The 22,216-nt window shown below is 66.2% G+C and carries 16 protein-coding genes and 2 pseudogenes; 8 read left to right on the top strand and 10 right to left on the bottom strand.

The window, feature by feature from the left end:
* Positions 1-114: 114 nt before the first annotated feature.
* Positions 115-1,413: a hypothetical protein gene (locus B5F79_RS01515; protein ID WP_087217122.1), complete on the bottom strand. Its 1,299-nt coding sequence runs from the start codon at positions 1,411-1,413 to the stop codon at positions 115-117.
* A gap of 461 nt (positions 1,414-1,874) precedes the next feature.
* Here B5F79_RS01515 and B5F79_RS01510 point away from each other — a divergent pair.
* Positions 1,875-2,414: pseudogene (locus B5F79_RS01510) on the top strand (BREX system ATP-binding domain-containing protein); the annotation flags it as partial.
* Between the two features lie 2 nt (positions 2,415-2,416).
* Here the strand turns inward: B5F79_RS01510 and B5F79_RS01505 are convergent.
* Positions 2,417-3,571, bottom strand: coding sequence for an aldo/keto reductase (locus B5F79_RS01505; protein ID WP_087217121.1), 1,155 nt, complete (start codon positions 3,569-3,571; stop codon positions 2,417-2,419).
* 111 nt (positions 3,572-3,682) lie between these two features.
* Positions 3,683-4,276 carry an iron-containing alcohol dehydrogenase gene (locus B5F79_RS01500; RefSeq protein ID WP_087217120.1) on the bottom strand — a complete coding sequence of 198 codons (594 nt, stop codon included), beginning with the start codon at positions 4,274-4,276 and terminating at the stop codon, positions 3,683-3,685.
* A 392-nt stretch (positions 4,277-4,668) separates the two neighbouring features.
* Here B5F79_RS01500 and B5F79_RS01495 point away from each other — a divergent pair, with 392 nt between their 5' ends.
* Positions 4,669-5,613 (top strand): IS1634 family transposase, encoded by a 945-nt coding sequence (locus B5F79_RS01495; RefSeq protein ID WP_158094809.1) that lies wholly within the window; start codon positions 4,669-4,671, stop codon positions 5,611-5,613.
* Between the two features lie 237 nt (positions 5,614-5,850).
* Here B5F79_RS01495 and lacB read toward each other — a convergent pair whose 3' ends face one another.
* The gene (gene lacB / locus B5F79_RS01490; RefSeq protein ID WP_087217118.1) at positions 5,851-6,378 is read right to left on the bottom strand and encodes a galactose-6-phosphate isomerase subunit LacB; all 528 of its coding nucleotides are present in this window, start codon (positions 6,376-6,378) and stop codon (positions 5,851-5,853) included.
* 12 nt (positions 6,379-6,390) lie between these two features.
* A pseudogene (lacA, locus tag B5F79_RS01485) lies at positions 6,391-6,804 on the bottom strand (galactose-6-phosphate isomerase subunit LacA); the annotation flags it as partial.
* A 343-nt stretch (positions 6,805-7,147) separates the two neighbouring features.
* Between lacA and B5F79_RS01480 the strand changes: the two are divergent.
* Complete coding sequence (locus B5F79_RS01480) at positions 7,148-7,462, top strand: PTS lactose/cellobiose transporter subunit IIA (protein WP_241147222.1); 315 nt, start codon at positions 7,148-7,150, stop codon at positions 7,460-7,462.
* A gap of 109 nt (positions 7,463-7,571) precedes the next feature.
* Here the strand turns inward: B5F79_RS01480 and B5F79_RS01475 are convergent, their stop codons facing one another.
* Positions 7,572-8,618 (bottom strand): LacI family DNA-binding transcriptional regulator, encoded by a 1,047-nt coding sequence (locus B5F79_RS01475; RefSeq protein WP_342632970.1) that lies wholly within the window; start codon positions 8,616-8,618, stop codon positions 7,572-7,574.
* Positions 8,619-8,911: 293 nt separating this feature from the next.
* Between B5F79_RS01475 and B5F79_RS01470 the strand changes: the two genes are divergently transcribed.
* Positions 8,912-10,786, top strand: a complete 1,875-nt coding sequence (locus B5F79_RS01470) for a lactose/cellobiose PTS transporter subunit IIB (RefSeq protein ID WP_087217115.1) — start codon at positions 8,912-8,914, stop codon at positions 10,784-10,786.
* 138 nt (positions 10,787-10,924) lie between these two features.
* Positions 10,925-12,358, top strand: coding sequence for a 6-phospho-beta-galactosidase (gene lacG, locus B5F79_RS01465; protein WP_087217114.1), 1,434 nt, complete (start codon positions 10,925-10,927; stop codon positions 12,356-12,358).
* A gap of 73 nt (positions 12,359-12,431) precedes the next feature.
* Here lacG and B5F79_RS01460 read toward each other — a convergent pair whose 3' ends face one another.
* Positions 12,432-13,046, bottom strand: coding sequence for a hypothetical protein (locus B5F79_RS01460; RefSeq protein ID WP_241147221.1), 615 nt, complete (start codon positions 13,044-13,046; stop codon positions 12,432-12,434).
* Positions 13,047-13,316: 270 nt separating this feature from the next.
* Here B5F79_RS01460 and B5F79_RS01455 point away from each other — a divergent pair, with 270 nt between their 5' ends.
* A complete protein-coding gene (locus B5F79_RS01455; protein WP_087217113.1) occupies positions 13,317-14,477 on the top strand; it encodes an IS110 family transposase in 1,161 nt (386 codons plus the stop codon).
* Positions 14,478-14,630: 153 nt separating this feature from the next.
* On the opposite strand, the gene B5F79_RS01450 is transcribed toward B5F79_RS01455, so the two are convergent.
* From B5F79_RS01450 to B5F79_RS01440, 3 genes are all read right to left on the bottom strand, one after another.
* Positions 14,631-16,133: a hypothetical protein gene (locus B5F79_RS01450; RefSeq protein WP_087217112.1), complete on the bottom strand. Its 1,503-nt coding sequence runs from the start codon at positions 16,131-16,133 to the stop codon at positions 14,631-14,633.
* Between the two features lies 1 nt (position 16,134).
* A complete protein-coding gene (locus B5F79_RS01445) occupies positions 16,135-16,761 on the bottom strand; it encodes an ABC transporter ATP-binding protein (RefSeq protein ID WP_446723458.1) in 627 nt (208 codons plus the stop codon).
* A gap of 449 nt (positions 16,762-17,210) precedes the next feature.
* Complete coding sequence (locus B5F79_RS01440) at positions 17,211-19,898, bottom strand: valine--tRNA ligase (RefSeq protein WP_087217110.1); 2,688 nt, start codon at positions 19,896-19,898, stop codon at positions 17,211-17,213.
* 177 nt (positions 19,899-20,075) lie between these two features.
* On the opposite strand from B5F79_RS01440, the gene B5F79_RS01435 reads away from it, so the two are divergent.
* Entirely contained in the window at positions 20,076-20,843 is a 768-nt protein-coding gene (locus B5F79_RS01435; RefSeq protein ID WP_087217109.1) for a TatD family hydrolase, read from the top strand.
* A gap of 195 nt (positions 20,844-21,038) precedes the next feature.
* Entirely contained in the window at positions 21,039-22,163 is a 1,125-nt protein-coding gene (locus B5F79_RS01430; RefSeq protein WP_241147220.1) for a glycosyltransferase family 8 protein, read from the top strand.
* Positions 22,164-22,216: the final 53 nt, after the last annotated feature.

Genomic DNA, 22,216 nt, shown 5'->3' with positions numbered 1-22,216 from the left:
GAAGGGCGCCCGGTTCCATCTTCCAGTAATCCCTAGTCAGTTCGAGGCCGTCCCGCCCACCAACTCCTCCGGTGGCGGGACGGCCTCGCTCTGGCACCGACCGAGACGCCGCCTCTACTTGTCGGTCCTCTCGATCCTACGCCTCGTCACGCTCGTGGACGTGAAGACGTCGGCCTTGTCCGTCAGATCAAACGTCTCGCGCCTCATGAACCCATTCGCCTGCGTCGCCTCTCGGGCGGTTCTCATCTCGGAATAGAAATAGAGGCAGGTGACGATAGCCACTAGCGCGGGAACGCCAAATTGGGCTGCAAGTCTCAGTGTCTTGTCGTCCTCGAACAAATCAAACACCGAGGTTGCGGCGATCATCATACCAAGCGCAACAGCGAAAATGCCCACGAACCACGCGACGACCTTACTCGCAGCAATCGGAAGGTCGCCGACGAGCTTCCCGGTCTGGCCGTTCATGGCAAAGAGAAATCCCCTGCCACCCCACGTGGTGTATAGCACCCACACTGGCAGCAACGCATATTTAGCCTCCTGCCAAGACGCTTTCGCGTCGCAACTCTCCGTGCAAACCGAGTCGTATCCGGTCACAGTGTCCCGAAGAACGTCCTCCATGGTCGAGATGATGCGTCGCTCGGCTCGATCCCGGCACTCCTCCTGACCCAAGTCGAAGCGATTGGCAGCAAACCCAGGAAGATATGCCATGGAGAACGACACGAGCCCCTCGTAGTCAAAGGGCTCAATCGCATCCATATGGGCATCTGACATCTTGGCAGACCCGTCCACCGGAACACGCCTGAACGACATCGACCCGGCACGATACACATCGTAGTGATCCGTCTCCGTCACCTCCTCGTCTCCCGCCCGATACGTCCTGGAGCGGTTCGCGCTGAACCTCGCAGATGCGTCGACCTCAGCGTCATAGAGCCAAAACGGCACATAGACGCCTTGAATCTTATCGATGCGATTGTTCGCGGCAAATGCTCCGGGCAAGAATCTCTTCCCCTTGTAGTGGGCGGAAAGCGCTGAGACGGCCGCGGCCTTGTCTAGTTTGAAGGGGATGACGAGGTCGGGCCTGAACTCGTCCACGAGAACGCCTGGGACAACCGCCTGGTTGCCGCAGTACGGGCACTCCGTGATCGCGGTCGTGGCGTCACACACGAGCTCGGCGGCGCATGAGGCGCAGGTGTAGGTCCTCATGGGCGCGACGTCATGTGTCGGCCCCGTCGGGGGCAAAGTATCCGTCATCCGGGAATCGGCGCGCTCAAGGCGAGGCGCGAAGGCCGCCTCGACCTCCGCCACCGTAAAGCTCGAGTCGCAGTAGTCGCACCGCAGCTCTCCCGTCCCCGTGAAGTACCTCAGCACCCCTCCACATGACGGGCATTGATAGTTGGCGGACTCGACGGCCATGGCCCCTCCCTCGCATAGGAACGACGCCCCACTTCGCTCGGGTTTGGTACCATGGTGCTTACTCGCATGACCGTCCCCCAGACACCCGTGGCCCATAATTGCCCGGCCATTCACGACCGGAGTCCCGTTCCCTCCCAAACCCCGGCTTTGGCGACACGACAGGAGCTACGCATGGGAGAAAGTGGACCACGTCGAACACGTTACTGCACGTATCGGCAAGGGCTTTAGGGGTGAGGCCGGACCATGCCCGCTCAAGCGTATGGCATTGCGTCTCATGAGGCACGGTCTGGCAGCACGAGACCGCATTCCCTTCGCGCAAGAGACAGGAGCGCATCTCGAGCGAGACAAGCCTCTGATACGTACTAGACCGGCCGCTCTGCTCGGTTATCCCAGGGAGGTCCCCTCCCCTTCAGAAAATACGAACATCTGTTTGTATTTTCGACAGGTGTGTGCTAGTATGAATGGTCCATCAGGCCGGCGAGAGGAGCCCCGTGAGCGTCGTACCCAAGGTGCCCAGGCGCATCGCAGCGGTCATTGTCAACTCCCTCAAGGGCGGCGTCGTCCCGCGCATAGGCCTCCCCTACGTAACCGTCGGCCGCGAGCGCGAGATCCAGGCGCTGCTGCACGACCTCGAGCTCGTGGCGGACGGCGGCGCGAGCTTCCGCTTCCTCGTCGGCCGCTACGGCGCCGGCAAGAGCTTCCTGCTTCAGACCGTCCGCACGCACGCCATGGGCAAGGGCTTCGTGGTGGCGGACGCCGACCTCTCCCCCGAGCGCCGGCTCCAGGGCGGTCAGGGCCAGGGCCTTGCCACCTACCGAGAGCTCGTCCGCAACCTCTCCACCAAGACGCGCCCCGAGGGCGGCGCGCTCCAGCTCGTGCTCGACCGCTGGGTCGCGGCGCTGCGCGAGCAGCCCGACGCCGAGACCGCCCTCGCAGACCAGCTCTCCCCCCTTCGCGAGCTCGTCTGCGGCTTCGACTTCACGCAGGTCCTGCGCCTCTACTGCTAGAGCCCGAAGAGCCCCGCCGCCGCGGCCATCTTGTCGGCCACCTTCACGCCAAAGGGGCAGCGGCCCTCGCACGCGCGACAGGCGATGCAGTCGCCAGCATGGGCATCGAGCGCGCGGTAGTGGTCGCGCACGGAGTCGGGCACCTCATCGTGCAGGACAGCGAGGTCGTAGAACTTGTTGACCGTGGGGATGTCGATGCCCTTGGGGCACGGCGCGCAGTGGCCGCAGTAGGTGCACTGACCCAGGTAGGCGTGGCGCGGCGCCCCGGCGAGCACGCTCGCATAGTCGCGCTCCTCGGCAGAGGCGGTCTCGTAGGCAACGGCCTCGACCACGTGCGCGGGCGTGGAGAAGCCCACCATGATGCTCGCTACCGCCGGGCGCGTGAGCGCGTAGTGGATGCACTGCACGGGCGTGAGCGCCACGCCGAAGGGCGAGGTCGCCGCGTCGAGCAGACGGCCGCCGGCGTACCCCTTCATGACGGTGATGCCCGTGCCCGTCTCCTCGGCGCGCGCGTAGAGCTCGGCGCGGTCGGCGTTGATGCCGCCCTCCCCCACGCCCGTGTAGTCGCCAAAGAGGTCGTCGAGGTTCTCGGTCGCGGGCATCATGTCAAAGGCCGGGTTCACCGAGAAGAGCATCATCTCGATCTCGGGGTTCTCGGCAACGCGTCGCGCGACCTCGGTGTTGTGCGTGGAGAGACCGATGTGGCGGACGGTGCCCGCCGCGCGCAGCTCGCGCACGTAGCGCATGAAGGGGCTGTCGCCCAGAACGATCCGCTCGTACTCCTCGACCTTGTCCACGTAGTGAATCATGCCCAGGTCCACGTAGTCTGTGTGGAAGCGGGCGAGAAGGTCCTCGAAGGCCGGCTTCACCAGGTCGAGGTCGCGCGTACGCGTGTACTGCCCGTCAACCGTGACCGACCCCAGGTGCCCCTGGATGACCCAGCGCCCGCGGCTGCCGAGCTCCCGGAGCGCGTCGCCCAGGTTGGAGCGGCGCGTTGCGTCGTTCATCCAGCAGTCGAGGATGTTGATGCCCGCCCCCTCCGCGGCGCGCACCACCTCGAGCGTCTCCTCGGGAGAGCGGTCCATCCACTCGCCGCCAAAGCCGATCTCGCTGACCATAAGGCCCGTGTTGCCCAACGCCCGATACCTCATCGCCGCCCCCCTTCGGTTGTTTGTACACCTATGATACGTTCCCAGATTGTTTTCCGACCGCACGCGGGTTTTCATATGCGGGTTTCGGACACTTAGACGAGAAGGACCGTCCTACCGACACTCGGTCAGGATCTGGAAGACCTCATCGCGGCTCAGCTGCTTGGCGCAGCCGGGCATGAGAAGGCACGTGTCCGCCACGGCGCGAAGCGTCTCGTCGGAGGCATCGCCGCCGAGCTCGGAAAACGTGGTCGGCAGCCCCATCTCCGCTGTGAACGCGGCGAGCGCGTCGATGCCGGCCATGGCCGCGGCAAGGTCGTCCTTCTCGGCCACGCCCCAGACCTCGCGCGCCCAGCGGGCGAACTGCGCGGGCGCCTCGGGCGCCAGGTGGCGGTAGAGCGCCGGGTGGATCACCGCGAGGCCCATGCCGTGGTTGGTATGGGTGTAGGCGCCGTACTGATGCTGAATCATGTGCGCCTGGAAGTCCGTGACCTTGCCCACCTTGAGCACGCCGTTCTCGGCCATCGCGGAGTCGTAGACGAGCTCGGAGCGTGCCGCGAGGTCCTGGTCGTTTGCGGCAACGGCGCGCAAGTTGCGGATGACGTTGCGCTGGATGGCGAGGTTGATGTCATCGGTGACGCTGGTCTCGCGCGGGGTGCCGAAGTAGCTCCCGAGTTTTGCAGCCGTATCGGATAAATAGCGCGCTATCGGCCCTGCTAGAGGGCCTTTTTCTTTGTGTCGATCATATGACTATTATACTAGGTGCTTGTCGGTGCATGATATAATTGACCTTTACCGCGCGCTCACCTACCTCGACGAGAGGCGCGGCGAGCTGGTCGCGCACGCGAACGCCTCGCTCGAGGCGGCGCGCGGCCCCCGGGACACCCGCGTGCTCTACTACGACGTCACCAACTTCTTCTTCGAGGTCGAGGACGAGGACGGCTTCCGCATGCGCGGGGTCTCCAAGGAGCGCCGGCCGAGCCCGATCGTGCAGATGGGGCTGTTCCTCGACGCCGACGGGATCCCGCTGGACTACGCGCTGTTCCCGGGGAACGCGCCCGACGTCGCGACGCTCGTGCCGGCGATGGAGGGGGGCGGGCGTGCGGTTCGGGCCCGACAGCCCGGAGCGGGTCGTCGTGGTCGCCGACAAGGGCCTCAACGCCTCGGCGAACATCGCCCGCTGCATCCTGGACGGCAACGGCTACGTCTTCTCGCAGAGCGTGCGCAGGGCGGACGCCGGGCTCAGGTCCTGGGTGCTGGCCGACGAGGGCTACGCCTCGAACGAGGAGGGGACGTACAAGGTGAAGTCCCGCATCGGCGAGAAGGCGGTCTACGTCACCGGCGAGGACGGCCGCAGGAAGAGGGTCATGGTGCCCGTCAAGCAGGTGGCGTTCTGGTCCAGGAGGTACGCGGAGAGGAGCCGCGCCGAGCGCGCCAAGGTGGTGGAGAAGAGCCTGCGCGCGATCGCGCGCGGCGACGCGGCGCGCGCCTACGAGAGGTCGAGCTCGCGCTACGCGAGGCCGGTGCCCGTGGACCCCGAGACCGGCGAGGTCGGCGCCACCGCCTGGGTCCTCGACGAGGCCCGGATCGCCGGGGACGCCCGCTGCGACGGGTACTGCTGCATCGTCACCTCCGAGCAGGACATGGCCGACGGGGAGGTCATCGACTGCTACCGGGGCCTGTGGAGGATCGAGGAGTCGTTCCGCGTGGTCAAGGGGGAGATGGACGCGCGGCCGGTCTACGTGTCGACCGAGGCGCACATCCGCTCCCACTTCCTCGCGTGCTTCCTGGCGCTGCTCGTCATGCGCCTGATGCAGGCCGACGTCGGGCGGGCGACGGGGTCGAGGCCCTCGGCCGGCGCGGTGCAGGAGGCGCTCTCGGGCGTCGTTGGGCACCGCCTCGACGGGAACCACTGGATCTTCGACTACCGCACCGACCTGACCGACGCGCTCGGCGAGTCGACAGGCATCGACCTGACGCGTCGGGTCGCGTCCAAGGGCAGGGTGCGCGAGATCATGGCGTCCGTGAGGAAACCGAGGAGCTGAGGCGTACCACGTCGTGAAAAGTCATCGCGGAGAGGGCGGTTCTCCCAGCTAGACGGTGGAGAACCGCCCTTTTCAGCTGCAAAAGTCAGGTTGTACGCCCACGGCGTTCGCGGCGTGCGGCACCATGTACCGCAAGGCCGGTGAGTTCGAGCGACCCGCGCCGCATAGCGCAGACGGGCCCGGGAGTCCCGGGCCCGTCTGATGAGGGGGTGCTATGCCACAGGACGCAAGCCCGCACTAGTCGTGATAGCCTCCGCGATCCCACTTCTCGATGAACTCATCGAAGAAGTGCGGATCGGCCTGAGCCTCGGCGTCGGCCTTGTTGACGGCGTCGATCTTGGCCACCAGGGCGTCACGCTCGGGCGTGGACTCGTACTCGGCCTCGAGGAAGGCGAGCATGATATCGGCCATGAGGAACTCACCGGTGATCTTGCCGCCGAAGCCGACGACGTTGGCGTTGAGCTCGCGGCGGGCGTACAGGGCGCTCGTCATGTCACGGACCAGGGCGCAGCGGGCGCCGGGAACCTTGTTCACCGAGTTGGTGATGCCGATGCCGGTGCCGCAGAGCACGACGCCCAGGTCGGCCTCGCCGAAGGCCACGGCCTCGCCCACGGCCTTGCCGTAGATGGGGTAGTGGGTGCGGGTGTGGCTGAACGTGCCGCAGTCCAGCACCTCGTAGCCGGCCTCCTCGAGGCGGTCGTGCAGGTAGGTCTTCTCGTCGGTGACGATGTGGTCGCAGCCGAGGGCGACGATCTTCTTGGTCATTTCTTGTCCCCCTTAGGCCATCTTGTTGAGCATATCGACGCGGATCTGATGACGGCCGGCGGCGTAGTCGGCCTTCAGGAACTCACGGGCGATCTTCTTGGCGACCTCGGGGCCGACGACGCCGGAGCCCATGCAGACCATGCGGGCGTTCTTGTGCTCGCGGGTCATGTAGGCGCTGCGCTCGTCGGAGATGTTGGCGGCAACCATGCCCTTCACGCGGGTGGCGGCGAGGTAGCTGCCCACGCCGTACTCGTCGAAGCAAAGACCCTGGGAACCCTCGTTCTCAAGCAGGTCCGCGGCGACCGCGCAGGCGGAGTCCACGAAGTCCGCGGCAGGGGTCTCGGACAGGTCCACGACCGCGTGGCCGTCCTCTATCAGCGTCTCCTTGACGAGTTCCTTGAGCGGCATGCCAGCCGCGTCAGAACCGAGGACAACCCTCGTGTTGCCCTCCTCCTTTTCCCATGACGCTCACGTTGCGCGTCATTGTGCCTATTCACATTATTCAACATAATTAAACACTTTCAATCATGCAAGAACTATTTCAAACTCACGTAATCTTCGAGGATATTCGTTCGAATCTTGCACTATCCACCGTTTACCGGGCTATTCATACCATCTATCCATCTCCATGCGTATAGCAAGGTGTTTACTTTTGTTGCTATGCTAGGCTGCGTTGTGCCCGGATGCTCTACGTTTTTTTTATCCACCAAAATGAGCACGTGCTCATTTAGAAAGGAGGAGCCTCGTGGCATCTAAAGAAGAAATCTCGATGATCGGTTTTGAAATCATCGCTTACGCGGGGGACGCCCAGACCGACCTGCTCACCGCATGCGAGAAGGCCAGCTCCGGCGACATCGCCGGGGCGCGCGAACTCCACGCCTCGGCGAAGCAGGCGCTCATCGACGCCCACAATGTCCAAACCCGGCTGCTTTCCCAAGAGGCGGGCGGCTGCGAAATGGACGTCACCTTCATCATGGTCCACGCCCAGGACACCCTCATGACCACCATGATGCTCGAGAAGCAGACCCGCTTCACCATAGACGCCTATGAGCGAATCGCCTCGCTCGAGGCGAAGCTCGCCTAGGCGGGCGCCAAGGTCCTATCGCCCCGGCACGGTCACACACGCTCACCCTGGGCTCGCGGCGAATCAAAACACTCCGAGCATCGCCCCAGGGTATGTGAATCCGAGCGCGCTACGGTCTCACCGCGACCGTGGCGCGCTCGACTATTGCACCCGGAAGACGCACCGCCTCGACGCGCTCCTCCCCCGACATCTGGGCGAAGAAGTGGTCGAACGTCCTCTTTCCCCGCTCGCGCAGGTCAAATCGAACCGTGGTCAACGTGTTGTGCGGCACCACGCCTTGCAGGGAGTCGTCCACACCCACGACGCTCACGTCCTCGGGCACCCGACGCCCATGGGTCCTCAGGGCGGTCATCGCCCCCATCGCCATCTGGTCGTTGCCGACGTACAGCGCTGTCATGTCCTTGTCCTGCGCAAGCTTGACGCCAAGCTCATAACCGCTGTCCGCCGTCCAATCGCCGCGCAGGGGCTCGAGCCGCTCAAGCCCGGCAGCGTCGAGGGCGTCGGCCCAGCCGCGCAGGCGGAAGTCGGCCGTGATCGAGCCCTCGGGTCCGGCGAGGTGCCTGATGTGCGCATGGCCGCGCTCCCGCAGATAGTCGACGACCATGCGCGAGCAGCCGTACTGATCGGAGTCTATCGTCGTGCAACGAGGATGCTCCTTCATCGAGATGATGATCGTGGGCAGGCCGGGCACGGGCTTGAACTCGTCGAAGTCCTCCACCGCGCGGTTGGTGTTGAAGATCATGCCGTCAACGGGAAGCTCCGCCAGGCGGCGCGCGACGTCGCGAAGGCGCACCGGCCCTCCCTCGTCGAACTCGACGAGCGTCACCGCGTAGCCGCAATCGCGCGCCGCGGAGACGATGCCGTCGAGAGTCGCCACGTTGCCGGCGCGGGTGATGTTGAACATGCACAGGCCTATGCAGCCGTACTTCCCGCCGCGCAGGGACCTGCCGGCGAAGCTTGGGTAGAAGCCGAGCTCATCCATGGCGTCCTCGACGCGCTTGCGTGTCTCCTCGACAACGCACGCCTGATTGTTCACCACGCGCGAGACCGTCTGGCGCGAGACGCCCGCCAAGCGCGCGACGTCCGCCATCGACACCGCGCGGGTTCCGCGCCGGCCCGCCGCCGCACCCGTCTCTCCTGCTACCGACCGCCCCACTCGGGCACCCCCCTCGACTTGTTCAAGACGCACTGGCCCACTCTATCATCATCGCCGCCGAGCGGCCAACGCCGCTCACGGACGATTTCACGCCCTTCACAGACCGCCTCACGGCGGCTCGGTCGATCTCGCATGCCGTATGTTAACGTGCTCATTGTAGTTATGGGCACGTGCTCATTACGGGATCGCATCCGGGCAACAGGCCCGTCATGCAGCCGCCGCCCACCGCAGACACCTGTTTTCAGCTGGCTATTGACATCTGCGGAACAACCTGCCATGTGAACGGAGGATCCATGGAAAAACTCATCGCGCTCATCGAGAAGGGAAAGCCCTTCTTCAACGCCATCGCGCGCAACAAGTACCTCAAGGCGATTCGCGACGGCTTCATCTCCGTCATGCCCATCATCATCGTGTCGAGCGTCTTCCTGCTCGTCAGCGCCGTCCCCAACGTCTGGGGCTTCTACTGGCCCGCAGAGATCAACGACGTGCTCATGAAGGCCTACAACTACTCGATGGGCATCGTCGGCATCTGCGCAGCGGCCACCACGGCCAAGCACTTCTGCGATGCGCAAAACCGCGACCTGCCCAAGAACAACCAGATCAACTTCATCTCGGTCATGATCGCATCGCTCATCGGTTTTCTGCTGCTCTCCAGCGACGCCATCAGCTTCACGGATAACGGGGTCTCCATCTCCGGCCTCGCCAACGGCTACATGGGATCCAAGGGCCTGCTAACCGCCTTTATCTGCGCGTTCGCCACCGGCATCATCTACAAGTTCTTTATCAAGCGCAACATCACCATCAGGATGCCCGAACAGGTGCCGCCCAATATCTCCCAGACCTTCAAGGACATCATCCCCTTTGGCGTCTGCCTGGTCTTCTTCTGGGGCTTTGACTTTGCATTCCGCAACATCTTTGGCTTCTGTTTCGCCGAAGGCGTTATCCAGGTGTTCCAGCCGCTCTTCTCCGCGGCAGACGGCTATGTTGGCCTCGCCATCATCTACGGCGCCATGTCTCTCTTCTGGTTTGTAGGCGTCCACGGCCCCTCCATCATCGAGCCCGCAATCTCCGCCGCCCTCATCTCCAACCTCGAGCTCAACATGGCCATGTACCAGGCCGGCGAGCACGCAACCGCCGTCCTCACCAAACCGCTTCAGGATTTCGTCGTCGCCATGGGCGGCACTGGTGCCACGTTGGTGATCTGCTTCATGTTCGCCTTCCTCGCCAAGTCCAAAGAGATGCGCGCCGTGGGCCGTGCCTCAGCCGTACCGGTTTGCTTTGGCGTCAACGAACCGTTCCTCTTCGGCGCGCCCATGGTCTTGAACCCCATCTTCTTCATCCCCTTCATCTTCGCGCCCATCGCCAATATCTGGATCACCAAGTTCTTCATCGACGTCTTGGGTATGAACGGCTTCATGTTCAGCCTTCCCTGGACCACCCCCGCACCCGTTGGCATCGCCATGGGCCTGGGACTTCAGCCCCTTGCGTTCCTGCTCATCCCCGCCCTGCTGATTGTCGATTTCCTCATCTATTTCCCCTTCTTCAAGGTATACGACCGCGAGAAGTGCGCTGAAGAAGCCGAGGCCGATCAGGCTGAGGTCGCCCAGCGCGCCGCCCATAAGCAGGCTGCCATGAACGCCGCATTCCAGGGCAAGGCCGACACCGCAAGCGTCGCCACCGGTGCCGTCGCCAAGGCCGCTGCGAGCATGGCAGCAGAGAAAAAGCGTGCCGCCGGCCAGTCTATGGACGAAGAATCTGCGGGCAACACCACCCCCGCTGCATCTGATAACGCCGTTGCCAGCGCCTCGTCCAGCACCATCGCCGCTGCGAGCGACCCCTATGCAGCGCTCAACGGTCGTCGCGTCCTTGTCCTGTGCCAGGGAGGCGGAACCTCCGGCCTGCTCGCCAACGCGCTGGCCAAAGCTGCCCGCGAGCACGGCATCGACCTTGAGACCGCAGCGGACGCTTACGGCAGCCATCTGGACATCATGCCGGACTTTGACCTTGTTATCCTGGCGCCCCAGGCAGCGTCCTACTTCGACGACCTCAAGGCCGACGGCGAGCGTATGGGCGTTGCCTGCTGCGTCACCCGCGGCAAGCAGTACATCGACCTCACCCGCGACGGCGAGGCATCGCTGGCATTTGTAGCCCAGCAGTTGGGCCTCTAGATCCCTGCACGTGCGACGGCGCGCTCGAATAGAGCCCCCCATTTCCGCGGTCCGGGGGCAGCACGCTCTACCGTCTTCTCCCGGACCGCCCCTAACCCCTTCAGCCCTAACAGTCCTTCAAACAAGATTGGATTCGCCATGAGCCACATGTCCCACGCCGATACCTCCCAGCGCTTTCCCGACAGCTTTGTTTTTGGCGGCGCCACCGCCGCGTACCAAGTGGAGGGCGCCTGCCAAAGCCACGGCAAAGGCAAGGTCGCTTGGGACGACTACCTCGCCGAGCAGGGGCGTTTCTCACCCGAGCCCGCCTGCGATTTCTACAACCGCTACGACTCCGACCTTGAGCTGTGCGAGCGCTTTGGCATGAACGGCATCCGCGTGTCGATCGCCTGGAGCCGCATCTTCCCCGAGGGCGGCACCGGTCCGGTCAACGAAGAGGGCGTCCGGTTCTACCACGACCTCTTCGCCAGCTGCCGAGCCCACGGCGTCGAGCCCTACGTGACCCTCCATCACTTCGACTCCCCCGCCGCGCTCTATGCCGACGGCGACTTCCTCAACCCCGCCACCATCGACGCCTTCGAAGCCTACGCGCGCTATTGCTTTGAGGAGTTCCCCGAGGTCGCGAACTGGTTCACCTTCAACGAGATAGCGGCGGCGACCATCAATCGCTATGTCGAGGGCACCTGGCCCCTGGGAAAGAAGGTCTGCCTGCACGAGTGCCTCCAGGCCCAGCACAACATGATGCTCGCCCACGCGCGGGCGGTGCTCGCCTTCGAGGAGTGCGGCCATCCGGGCAAGATCGGCGTCATCCACGCACTCGAGTACAAGTATCCCTACGACCCCCGCAGCGCCGCGGATATCGAAGCCGCAGCCAACGACGACGTGCTGCAGAACCGCCTGCTGCTCGACGCCACCTTCCGCGGCGACTACGCGCCCGACACGCTCGCCCGCATCGAGGCGCTGTGCGCCGTGAGCGGCGGTACGTTCCGCGCCCCCGAGGGCGACCTCGCCATCATGCGGCGCGCCGCCCAGCTCAACGACTGCATGGGCATCAACTACTACCAGAGCCGCTTCCTCAAGGCCTATGACGGCGAAAACGACTTGCATCACAACGGCACGGGTGACAAGGGCACCGGCCGCTGGCGCGTTGCCGGCGTGGGCGAGCGCGCGCTGCGCCCCGGCATCCCCACCACGGATTGGGACTGGATCATCTACCCCAAGGGGCTCTTCGACCTCATGATGGACATCTCCCTGCGCTACCCCAACTACAAGGAACTCCTCGTCACCGAGAACGGCATGGGGCGCAAGGACGAGCTCGTGGACGGCGCGGTCGATGACTCCGAGCGCATCTCCTATGTCGAGGACCACCTGCGCTGGATCCTCAAGGCCGTTGAATGCGGCGTGAACGTCACCGGTTACTTCATGTGGAGCCTGCAAGACCAGTTCTCCTGGACCAACGGCTACAACAAGCGCTACGGGTTCTTCTACGTCGACTTCGAGACGCAGAAGCGCACGCCGAAGGCGAGCGCCTACTGGTTCAAGCGCATAGCCCAGACGGGACGACTGGCATAAAAAACGCGCCGCCGAGAATCACCCTCTCGGCGGCGCACGCCGTTGGAATCAGCGGTATCAAGCGCGAGAAGCCCTACTTGAGGGCGTCCTCGAGCACTTTCTCCGCGCGGGCCTGGTGCTCCTTGGCTCGCACCTCGTCCTCACGGTTCTCGCACTGGATCGCCAGCAACTGGCACAGGCGGAGCTCCTCGGCCTGCCGGGCGCCCTTCAAAGCGCCCTCCATCTCATCCACGCATGCCGAAGACCCGCACAGGAAAATGTCGTACGTCTCGCGACTGCCCTTGGCCAGGGCCTCCGAGCCGCTCACCTCTATGCGCTTGAGCATGTCGTGGGCCGCCTTCTTGTCCTCCACCTCGACATAGAAGCTGAACGCGCGGATCGCGAGGGCGAGCTCCTGCTTCTTGTTCATGCGCAGGGGCAGCATCCGCTCGATCACGCGGGTGGAATTCTCGTTGTCGCCGAGCGCGAGGTACGCGTTAAGGCTCATGTACAGGCGGTTGTACTCCGAGTACAGGGCCTTCGTGATTGGCTGGTCGAGCAGCGCCAAGCACGCATCGAAATCCCGCTCGCCCAGGTTATGCTCCAGGCGGGCGAACGTCGTGCGCTTCTTCACCTCGACGAAGATGAGCGCCGCGCCGGACACGATGAGACTGATCATGCCGATCGTCTTCATATCCATGATGCCCATTACAGTTTGAGCCGTCCCGAGGGCGGCTCTTTTTTTCATTTCCCAATCTGGGAAATACCATGGTGCCGGGCCCCTCGGGGCCGCCGGCCTGCCGCCCCGGATGGCCCTTTTCCCTGCCCCGCGAGGGTCCGGGGGGTGCTGCCACCGGGGCGGAGGAGCCGCGGGAGACGACTGATAGAGAAGTGCCGGGCGCGCGGCGCCACGGCCGGGTAATGTGGCTGTCGACCCCGCGGCGGAGTCGGGCCGGCCGACCTGATTGGAGGATACGCCATGGGAAGGCGCGTGAAGAAGCCCACCGCCGTGGTCGGCTTCGACGTCGGCAAGTCGTTCCACCGGGCCTTCGGCGTCGGCGCCGGCGGCGAGGCCGCCCTCAGCGAGCGAGTCGACAACCGGCCCGCGGCGATCGACCGCGTGCTCGCCGAGGCGGGCGCCGGCGCCCTCGTCGTCGTGGACCAGCGGCGCAACATCGGCGCGCTCGTGCTCTCCAGGGCGCGCGGCGCGGGGATGCGCGTCGCCTGCCTGCCCGGGAAGGCGGAGAAGCGGGCCCGCGAGATGTTCCCGGCGACGGGCAAGACCGACGAGCTGGACGCGGAGGTGATCGCGCGGACGGCGCTCGGGATGCCCTGGACGCTGCGCGAGGCCCCCGAGGAGGACGAGAGGCGCGCGTCGCTCAGGATGCTCTCGTCCCAGCGCGCGTTCTGCGTGAAGGGGCGCACCGAGTCGCTCAACCGGCTCCGGGCCGTGCTCCTCGAGGCCGACCCCGCCCTCGAGGCGGCGCTCGACCCGTCCAGGCGCTGGCAGCTCGAGGCGCTTGCCGCCCTCGGGTCGGCCCACGGCTGCGCGGCGGCGGGCGTGGAGCGCTACCGCGAGCTCGCCGGCGCGCGCGGCGGCAGGGAGGACGCGCTCTGGGAGGCGCCCTCCGCCTCCGCGGCGTCGCGCCCGGAGGTCCGCGCCGAGGGGGCGCTCGCCTCCATGCTCGCGGGGCGGGTCCTCGCCCGCGACGCCGAGGTCTCCGCCCTCGACGCGGCCATCGGGGAGCTGCTCGAGGGCGACGCGACCTACGAGGCCCTGCTCACGGTGCCCGGCATCGGCCCCAGGACCGCCGCGGCGCTCGTGACCTCGGTCGACGTGACGATGTTCCGGAGCCACGACGAGCTCGCCAGCTACTGCGGCATCGCGCCCGCCGACAGCCAGTCGGGCACGAGCGCCAGGTCGACGAAGCCGAAGCGGGGCGGGAGCAAGCCCCTCAAGAACCTGCTGATATTCTCGTGCAGCTCCCCCATCGGGACGAAGAACGAGTTCGGCAGGTACTACGAGGAGTGCCGGGGGCGCGGCATGCGGCACAACAAGGCGCTCAAGGCGGTCGCCCGCAAGCGCCTGAAGGTGATCTACGCCATCATGCGCGACCGGGTCCCCTACCGGGCGGCCTAGGACCCCTCAGGACCACCTGGAAAAGCGCCCGCCCGCCGGGCGCGCCGCGGCATGCCGAAATCTCCTCGAGGGATTGACAAAACCATAGAGACACCCCCCCCCCGTTCCACGCCATCAGCCCTGTAGGGCATTTGGGGAGAGCAGCGCGGAGGACTACCGCAGCGCGCGGGCGAGAAGGACCACGAGCAGCACGGCGCACGCAAGCGCGAAAGCCGAACCCAGAAGCGACGCGAGCCCCACCGCAACAAGCGCCACGGTACCAAACGAGAAGCCTGTCAGCAGCACGGATCCCAGCCGCACAGGTGCCGCGGGGTCGTCAAGCCCACACGACAGGGCGAGAAGGACGTCGAGCGCGCAGCAAAGAAGGACCACGGGCGCCGGGTCAGCCCCCACCGCTGCCGCCGCGAACCCGCCGACCACCCCGCTCGCCACGAGCGTAACCGCGAGCGCGGGCAGCACGTCGAGCACCAGCAGCTCAAGGAGGCCGAACGGCAGCAGGGAGCGCACGAGGCGGTTGCGACAGTCCTCCCGGAAGACGTGCCCGAGCTCGAGCGGCTCGCGCAGGGAGAGGCACGCGCAGACGAGCCAGCAGAGCGTCACGCCCACGCCGGGTCGCAGCGTCATGACGAGCGCACCCATGGGCACCAGGAGACCGCCCACCGAGAGCAGCCCCAGGAGCGCCGAGGGGCGCCGCGCGAGCGACGCGAGCGCGTGGGAGACGGGCGCCAGGCGCCCGGGCCGGAAGCGCCAGGTTCTTCTCGCCCGACGGTTCCTGCGCGCGCGGCGACGGCGGCAGGCCTCCTTGTAGGCGCCGGCGTCCACGAGCGCGAGAAAGCGCAGCGAGCTGCGGGCGGCGTAGAGCTCGTTGTCATCGATGACGAAGGCCATGTCCGCGTAGCAGGACTTGTTGCCGGCCGTACCCAGAAGCAGCAGGTCGGCGAGAAGGACGACGACCACGGAATAGGCGCCGAGGGACAGTGCCCGGGGCAGCAGCGCGGCGAGCGGCGCGGCTGCGAGCAGGAGCGCCAGACCCGAGGCCGCCACGATCACGTAAGCCACGACGGTGGCCGCGCGGCGGCGGCGCGGCCCGGCGACCGAGCGGGACAGCGCGGTGTCGAGCGCAAAGAGCCGCGCGGTCAGCATGAGGGCGGCGCACGCGGCGGCCCAGAGACCCAGGTGGTCGGAGGCAATCTCACCGAGCAGGGCCCCACCGAGCGCGGAGGCCAGCGCGATGACCGGCAGGTCGCGCAGGAGCCGCACGACGAAGAGCTCCTCGGGACGCACGACGCGCGCGAGCCAGGTGATGTCGGGAGCGGTCAGGCGCAGCGGGGTCTCGCGCAGGTCGGAGACGCCCCACGCCACGAGACCCGCCGTCGGCGCAAGGACGAGCAAGAGGTGCGCAAGCCGCGCGGAGACCGTGACCCCCAGGCCTTCGCGCAGCTGCCCCGCCAGGTCAAGAACCTGCGCAAACGAGAGCGCGAGTGAAATCACCATGAAGATTAGCAGGTAGAGCTGGTAGGCTCGGTCGAGGAAGTCCCGCTCCTCGTCTATGTCCGTCCCGGCGGCAAAGAGCAGGAAGCGGGCGTTCGCGCGCACGTGGCGCCGCTCCAGGCGGACGAGCGTACGCAGGCCAGCGCCGCGTGCCCCGCCGCCCACCTCAGGACTCCCTCGCGAGGGCGCCGTCACGCAGCGCGAACGAGACGTCGGGCTCGATTCCCGGAACGTCGTGATGGCAGCTCAGGAGCACCGCCGTGCCCATGTGCGCCGCGGCGGCGAGCTCCTGGGAGAGCGTGAGCGAGGCCTCGCGGTCGAGCGGGCCGTGCGGCTCGTCGAGCAGCAGCACGCGCGGTCGCAGCGTGAGGGCGAGCACGAGGGCAAGCTTCTCGCGCATGCCGCGGGAGTATGCCGAGGGCGGCAGGCGCTCCTGACCGGCAAGCCCAAAGCACTCGAGCAGGCGATCGGCGCGCGGCCGGGCGTCCTCGGCGCGGTTGGCCGCGAGCACGAGCTCCAGGTGCTCCGCGGCGGTGAGGTCGTCGTAGAAGGCGGGGACGTCCGGCACGAAGGAGAGCGTCCCGGGTACCAGGCGCGTGCGCCCCGTGAAGGGCTCGCCGGTCACCAGAATCTCCCCCGCGTCCGGCTCCAGCCAGCCCGCAAGGCAGCGGAAGAGCGTGGACTTGCCCGCGCCGTTGGGACCGGTCAGAAACGCCACCTGCCCCGCCGCCAGCGAGAATGACACGTCCTCCCACACCGGCACGTCACCGTACCCAAAGCAGAGGTCCCGCACCTCGAGCACCGCGTCTGCCACGCGAGCCCCCTCTCATAGGATGCGGAGATGATACTCCCCCGCCGTCCGGCGTCAAGCCACCAACCCGCCAAACGGAGCCCCTCGACCCTGCGTCCCCGCCCCCGTCCCCGCCGTGAGGGTATGTACAGTGCGCATACCTGGTATGTACAGTCAGTCCCGAGGTCCTTCTCGCAAACCCGCAGGTCAAAGGCACGGGCGAGAAAAACGGACGAGTCGAGAAGTGCACATACCCGGTATGCGCACTGTACATACCCGCAAAGGGCAGGGCAGGGCGGGAAGGTCAAAGTACGCCAGGGCGCCATGCCCCACCTAATAGTCTGAGCGAGGGCAGAGATGCGGCGACCCCTGGTTCTTCTCGCCCAGCGACTTCTGCGCGCAGCGCAGTGAGCTGGGGAGAAGAACCAGGGGTCGCCCCGGCGCAGGATGACCTACGCGAAGTCCTCGATCTGCGCCTTCAGCTGCTCGATCGTGGTCGTGAGCTCGGCGGCCTGCGCGCGCTTCTTCTCGATGACGGCGGGCGCGGCCTTGGCGACGAAGCCCTCGTTGGCAAGGGTGCGCTCCACGCCCGCAAGGTCCTTCTCGGCCTTGGCGAGCTCCTTCTTGAGGCGGGCGGACTCGGCGGCCAGATCCACGAGGTCGCCCACGTGGACGAAGATCTCGAGTGCGCCGTCGGCAACGGAGACGCAGCCCTCGGGCTTCTGGACGCCGTCGGCGGCCGTGAAGGCGCCCACGTGGCCGACGGAGCGCACGAAGCCCTCCTGGCCGGCGAGCACGGCGGCGTCCTCGCAGCAGCAGCGCACGCACACGTCGAGCTCGGCGCGCGGCGACAGGCGGTAGCGGGCGCGCGTGGAGCGGACGCAGGAGATGACGCGCTTGGCGAGCTCGAAGTCCTTCTCGGCCTTGTCGTTCACGAACTCGGAGAAGCGCTCGGGCTCCGGCCAGGCGGCCACCATGAGGAACTCGGCGGAGTGGTCGTCCAGGCCGGAGGCGGGAAGGGCGTCCCAGACGCTCTCGGTCACGAACGGCATCACGGGGTGCAGGAGGCGCATGCAGGTGTCGAGTACGAAGACGAGGTTGCGCTGGACCTGGAGGCGCTCCTCGGGCGCGCCGTCGAGCAGGCGGCCCTTGCAGAGCTCGATGTACCAGTCGCAGACGTCGCCCCAGAAAAAGCTCTGGATCTCGCGCGCGTAGTCGCCAAAGGCGTAGGTCTCGAGCTGCTCGGTGGCGTGCGCGACGGCGCGCGCCAGGCGGCTGAGCATCCAGGCGTCCTCGGGCGTGACGGCCGCGGGCGCGCCCGGCTCGTAGCCCTCGAGGTTCATCTGGACGAAGCGGCTCGCGTTCCAGATCTTGGTCACGAAGCCGCGAGCCTGCTCGGTGCGCGGGCTGTCGATGAGCCGGTGGGTCTTCTTGTCGATGTTGGCGTCGAACTTGACGTCCTGGTTGTTGGTGATGAGCGTGAGGAGGTTGTAGCGCATGGCGTCCGCGCCGTACTTCTCCATGAGCTCCATCGGATCCACGCCGTTGCCCTTGGACTTGGACATGCGGCTGCCGTCCTTGGCCAGAATCGTGGCGTAGATGTAGACGTCGTGGAAGGGCACCTCGTCGGTGAAGTAGAGCGAGCTCATGATCATGCGGGCCACCCAGAGGGCGATGATGTCGCGCGCGGTCACGAGGACCTTGGTGGGGTGGTGCTCGGCGAGCTCGGAGGTGTCGTCCGGCCAGCCCTGCGTGGCGAAGGTCCATAGCTGGCTCGAGAACCACGTGTCGAGCACGTCCTCGTCCTGGTGCACGTGATGGCCGCCGCACTTGGGGCAGACGTCCGTATCCTCCATGAGGGCGTCCTCCCAGCCGCAGTCCTCGCAGTAGAAGACCGGGATGCGGTGGCCCCACCAGAGCTGGCGCGAGATGCACCAGTCCTTGAGGTTGTCCATCCAGGTGAGGTAGGTCTGGGTCCAGCGCTCGGGGTGGAACTTGACCTCGCCGTCGCGCACGACCTGCGTGGCGCGCTCCTTGAGCTTGTCCACGGCGACGAACCACTGCTCGGAGAGCCAGGGCTCAAGAGCGGTGTTGCAGCGGTAGCAGTGCATGACGGAATGGTCGAGCTCCTCGACCTTCTCGAGCAGGCCGTGCTCCTCGAACCACGCCACGACGGCCTCGCGGCACTGGTCGCGGTTCATGCCGGAGAACTCGCCGTAGCCGTCCACGACGACGGCGTGCTCGTCAAAGATGTTGATCTGCTCGAGGTCGTGGGCCTGGCCCATCGCGTAGTCGTTGGGGTCGTGCGCGGGCGTGACCTTGACGAAGCCGGTGCCAAAGCCGGCGTCCACGTGCCAGTCGGAGAAGATCGGGATCTCGCGGTCCACGATGGGCAGGCGCACCATCTTGCCCACGAGCTTGGCCTTCTCGGGGTCCTGCGGGGAGACGGCCACGCCCGTGTCGCCGAGCATGGTCTCGGGGCGCGTGGTGGCGACGGTCACGTGGTCGATGCCGTCGACGGGCTCCACGAGCGGGTACTGGAGGTACCAGAGGTGACCCTTCTCGTCCTGGTACTCGGCCTCGTCGTCGGAGATGGCGGTGCAGCAGGAGGGGCACCAGTTGACGATGCGCTTGCCGCGGTAGATGAGGCCGTCGTGGTACCAGTCGCAGAAGACCTTGCGCACGGCGCGGGAGAACTCGGGGCTCATCGTGAACTTCTCGTCCGAGAAGTCGATGGAGCAGCCCATGCGCTTGATCTGGGAGACGATCGTGCCGCCGTACTCGCGCGTCCAGTCCCAGCAGGCGTCGAGGAAGCGGTCCCGGCCGATCTCAAGGCGCGAGACGCCCTCGCTCTTGAGCTTCTTGTCCACCTTGGTCTGCGTGGCGATGCCCGCGTGGTCCGTGCCCAGGATCCAGCGCGTGGAGCGGCCGCGCATGCGGCTGTAGCGCACGTAGGTGTCCTGGATGGAGTCGTCCATCGCGTGGCCCATGTGCAGGATGCCCGTGACGTTGGGCGGCGGGATGACGACGGTGCAGTCGCCCACCCCCTTGGAGCGCTGGTAGCAGCCGGCGCTCATCCAGCGCTCGATGAGCTCGGGCTCGGCGGTCTGGGGATCGTAGTTCTTGGGCATCTCTTCCACGGTCTGTCCTCTCGTGGTGCGCGTTCATATCAGCTCAACAGGATAGCACGCGAGAGGTGCCGCCTCCGCGGGAGCGCTGGCCGGCGCAGGCGCTGCACAGTTTGGCCCCTCGTGCGATGTACGGAGGGCGAAACCCTGCACGCAAGGGGAAGATATACTCAACTGAGGGGGGGCGCCATGGGCACAGCAGACATCGAGTACTTCGACGCACACGTTCATCTGGGATGGTTCGCGAACGCGGCCGCGGTTGCTCGCGATGCCGCCAAGCGCGGGCTCGGCATGCTCGCCGTCACGGTGACTCCCGAAGAGTACCCGGGCGTGTGCCGGAACTCTGCCGCTCAGAGCAACGTGATGCCTGCGGCAGGCCTCCACCCCTGGTGGGTCCGGAGCCCCGAGGACGCGGACGCCCTTTGCGAGCTGCTCCCTAACGTGCGATTCGTGGGGGAAATCGGCCTCGATGCCTCTCCGCGTCACGAGGCGACATGGGACGCTCAGCTCGCCGCCCTCGTGAAAATTTGCGCCGCGTGCGCACAGACGAGCGATCCCACCGCGCCCAAGGTCCTCTCGATTCATGCCGTCCGCAGCGCGAATAACGTGCTCGACGTCCTCGAGCGCACGGGCGCCGCGACGAGCTGCCGATGCGTGCTCCACTGGTTCTCCGGCAGCTCCGAGGAGCTCTGGCGAGCGGTGCACCTGGGCTGCCGCTTCTCGCTCGGAGAGCGCTCCCTCCAGACGCGCCGCGGCCGCGAGTACGCTCGCATCCTTCCGGTCGAGCGCCTTCTCACGGAGACCGACCTCCCCAAGGGCGAGCGCTCCCCCGCCACCGCCGACGACATCCTCGACTCCCTCACCCGCGCCATCGAAGGAATCGCCGCAGCCCGCAACACCCCAGCCGAAGCCGTGCGCCTTGAGATTGCCGCCAACGCGGCGGAGCTCCTGGGCTGACCGGCCCTTTCCTTTCCCGTCGGCGGCGCACATCGCCGCGCGCAGTTCTGCAGCCGCGCGCCAAGCGCGGCGAAGCTGTTTGAGCACGGGGGTGTGCGCCGCCGACGGGAAAGGAAAGGGCCTTCCAACCATTTGAGCGCCCGCGCCGTCAATGGTAGAGTTGACGGGTCATGAGAGCGCACGAACAGAGGTCCCATGAAGCCGCTTCGCAAGACTACACGCGCCAGGAACAAGGTCACCTCCACGATGCTCGCGTCGACGTCGGGCGACCTCGACCTCCCGCTCGACGATGTCGTCATCGTGTTTGCCTGCAGCGAGAACTTCGTCCCGTACCTCTCCGTTGCGGTGCAGTCGATCATCGACAACGCGAGCCCCAGCCGGCGCTACGACATCGTGGTCCTCACGCGCAACATCTCTCCCACGAGCATGATCACGCTCACGAGGCAGGTCACCTCCCCGCACGTGGGAATCGGCTTCCTTGACGTGGATGCCGCGCTCGGCGACATCGAGCTCCCCCACCACGGGCACTTTCGTCCGGAGACCTACTTCCGCCTGCTCGCGCCGCAGCTGCTCCCCAACGTCGACAAGGCCATCTATCTCGACTCCGATCTCATCGTTGACGACGACGTGGCCGAGCTCTTCGACGTTGACGTGACGGGCTACAAGCTCGCCGCCACGAGGGACGCGGACACCATCGGGCAGATAGACGGATACGATGCCACAGTGGGACCGTACCTCAAGGACGAACTCGGCATGGACGACCCGCACGACTACTTTCAGGCTGGCGTCCTGCTCATGAACCTCGCAGAGCTGAGAAGAACCGTCACGCCCGAGGAGTTTCTCGCCCTCTCCACCGAGCGCATGTGGCGCTGGCTGGACCAGGACGTTCTCAACAAGGTCGTGAACGGCGACTACGTTCGCGTTCACATGCGCTGGAACTACCTCATGGACTGGCAGCACCTGCGCCGCACCCACATCATCGCAAACGCCCCGGCCGACGTGCGCGCCGAGTACGAGGAGGCGGCGGCGGACCCCGCGGTCATCCACTTTGCGGGCCCGGACAACCGTCCCTGGCTCTACCCGGACGCGGACCGCGCGGAGCTCTTCTGGCACTACGCCATGCGCTCGCCCTACCTGGACGAGATTCGCGGCCAGCTGGAGGAGTCGCGCGCCTCGGTGAAGGGGCTCGCCAAGCGTGTGCAGGTGATGGCGCTCTACAAGGGCATCATGCCCGCCTTCGACGCCATCTGCCCCGCCGGTACCCTGCGCAGGAAGGCCGTCATCAAGACCTACATGGGCCTCGGCGGCGCCAACCTGTAGCGTGCCTCTGGCACAGCCCTCAACTCACATAAATGTTTTCTGCAAATTGGGGA

The organism is Olsenella sp. An285 (genome assembly GCF_002159625.1).
GTDB lineage: Bacteria > Actinomycetota > Coriobacteriia > Coriobacteriales > Atopobiaceae > Thermophilibacter > Thermophilibacter avicola.
This window is presented reverse-complemented; position numbering and strand designations above follow the sequence as displayed.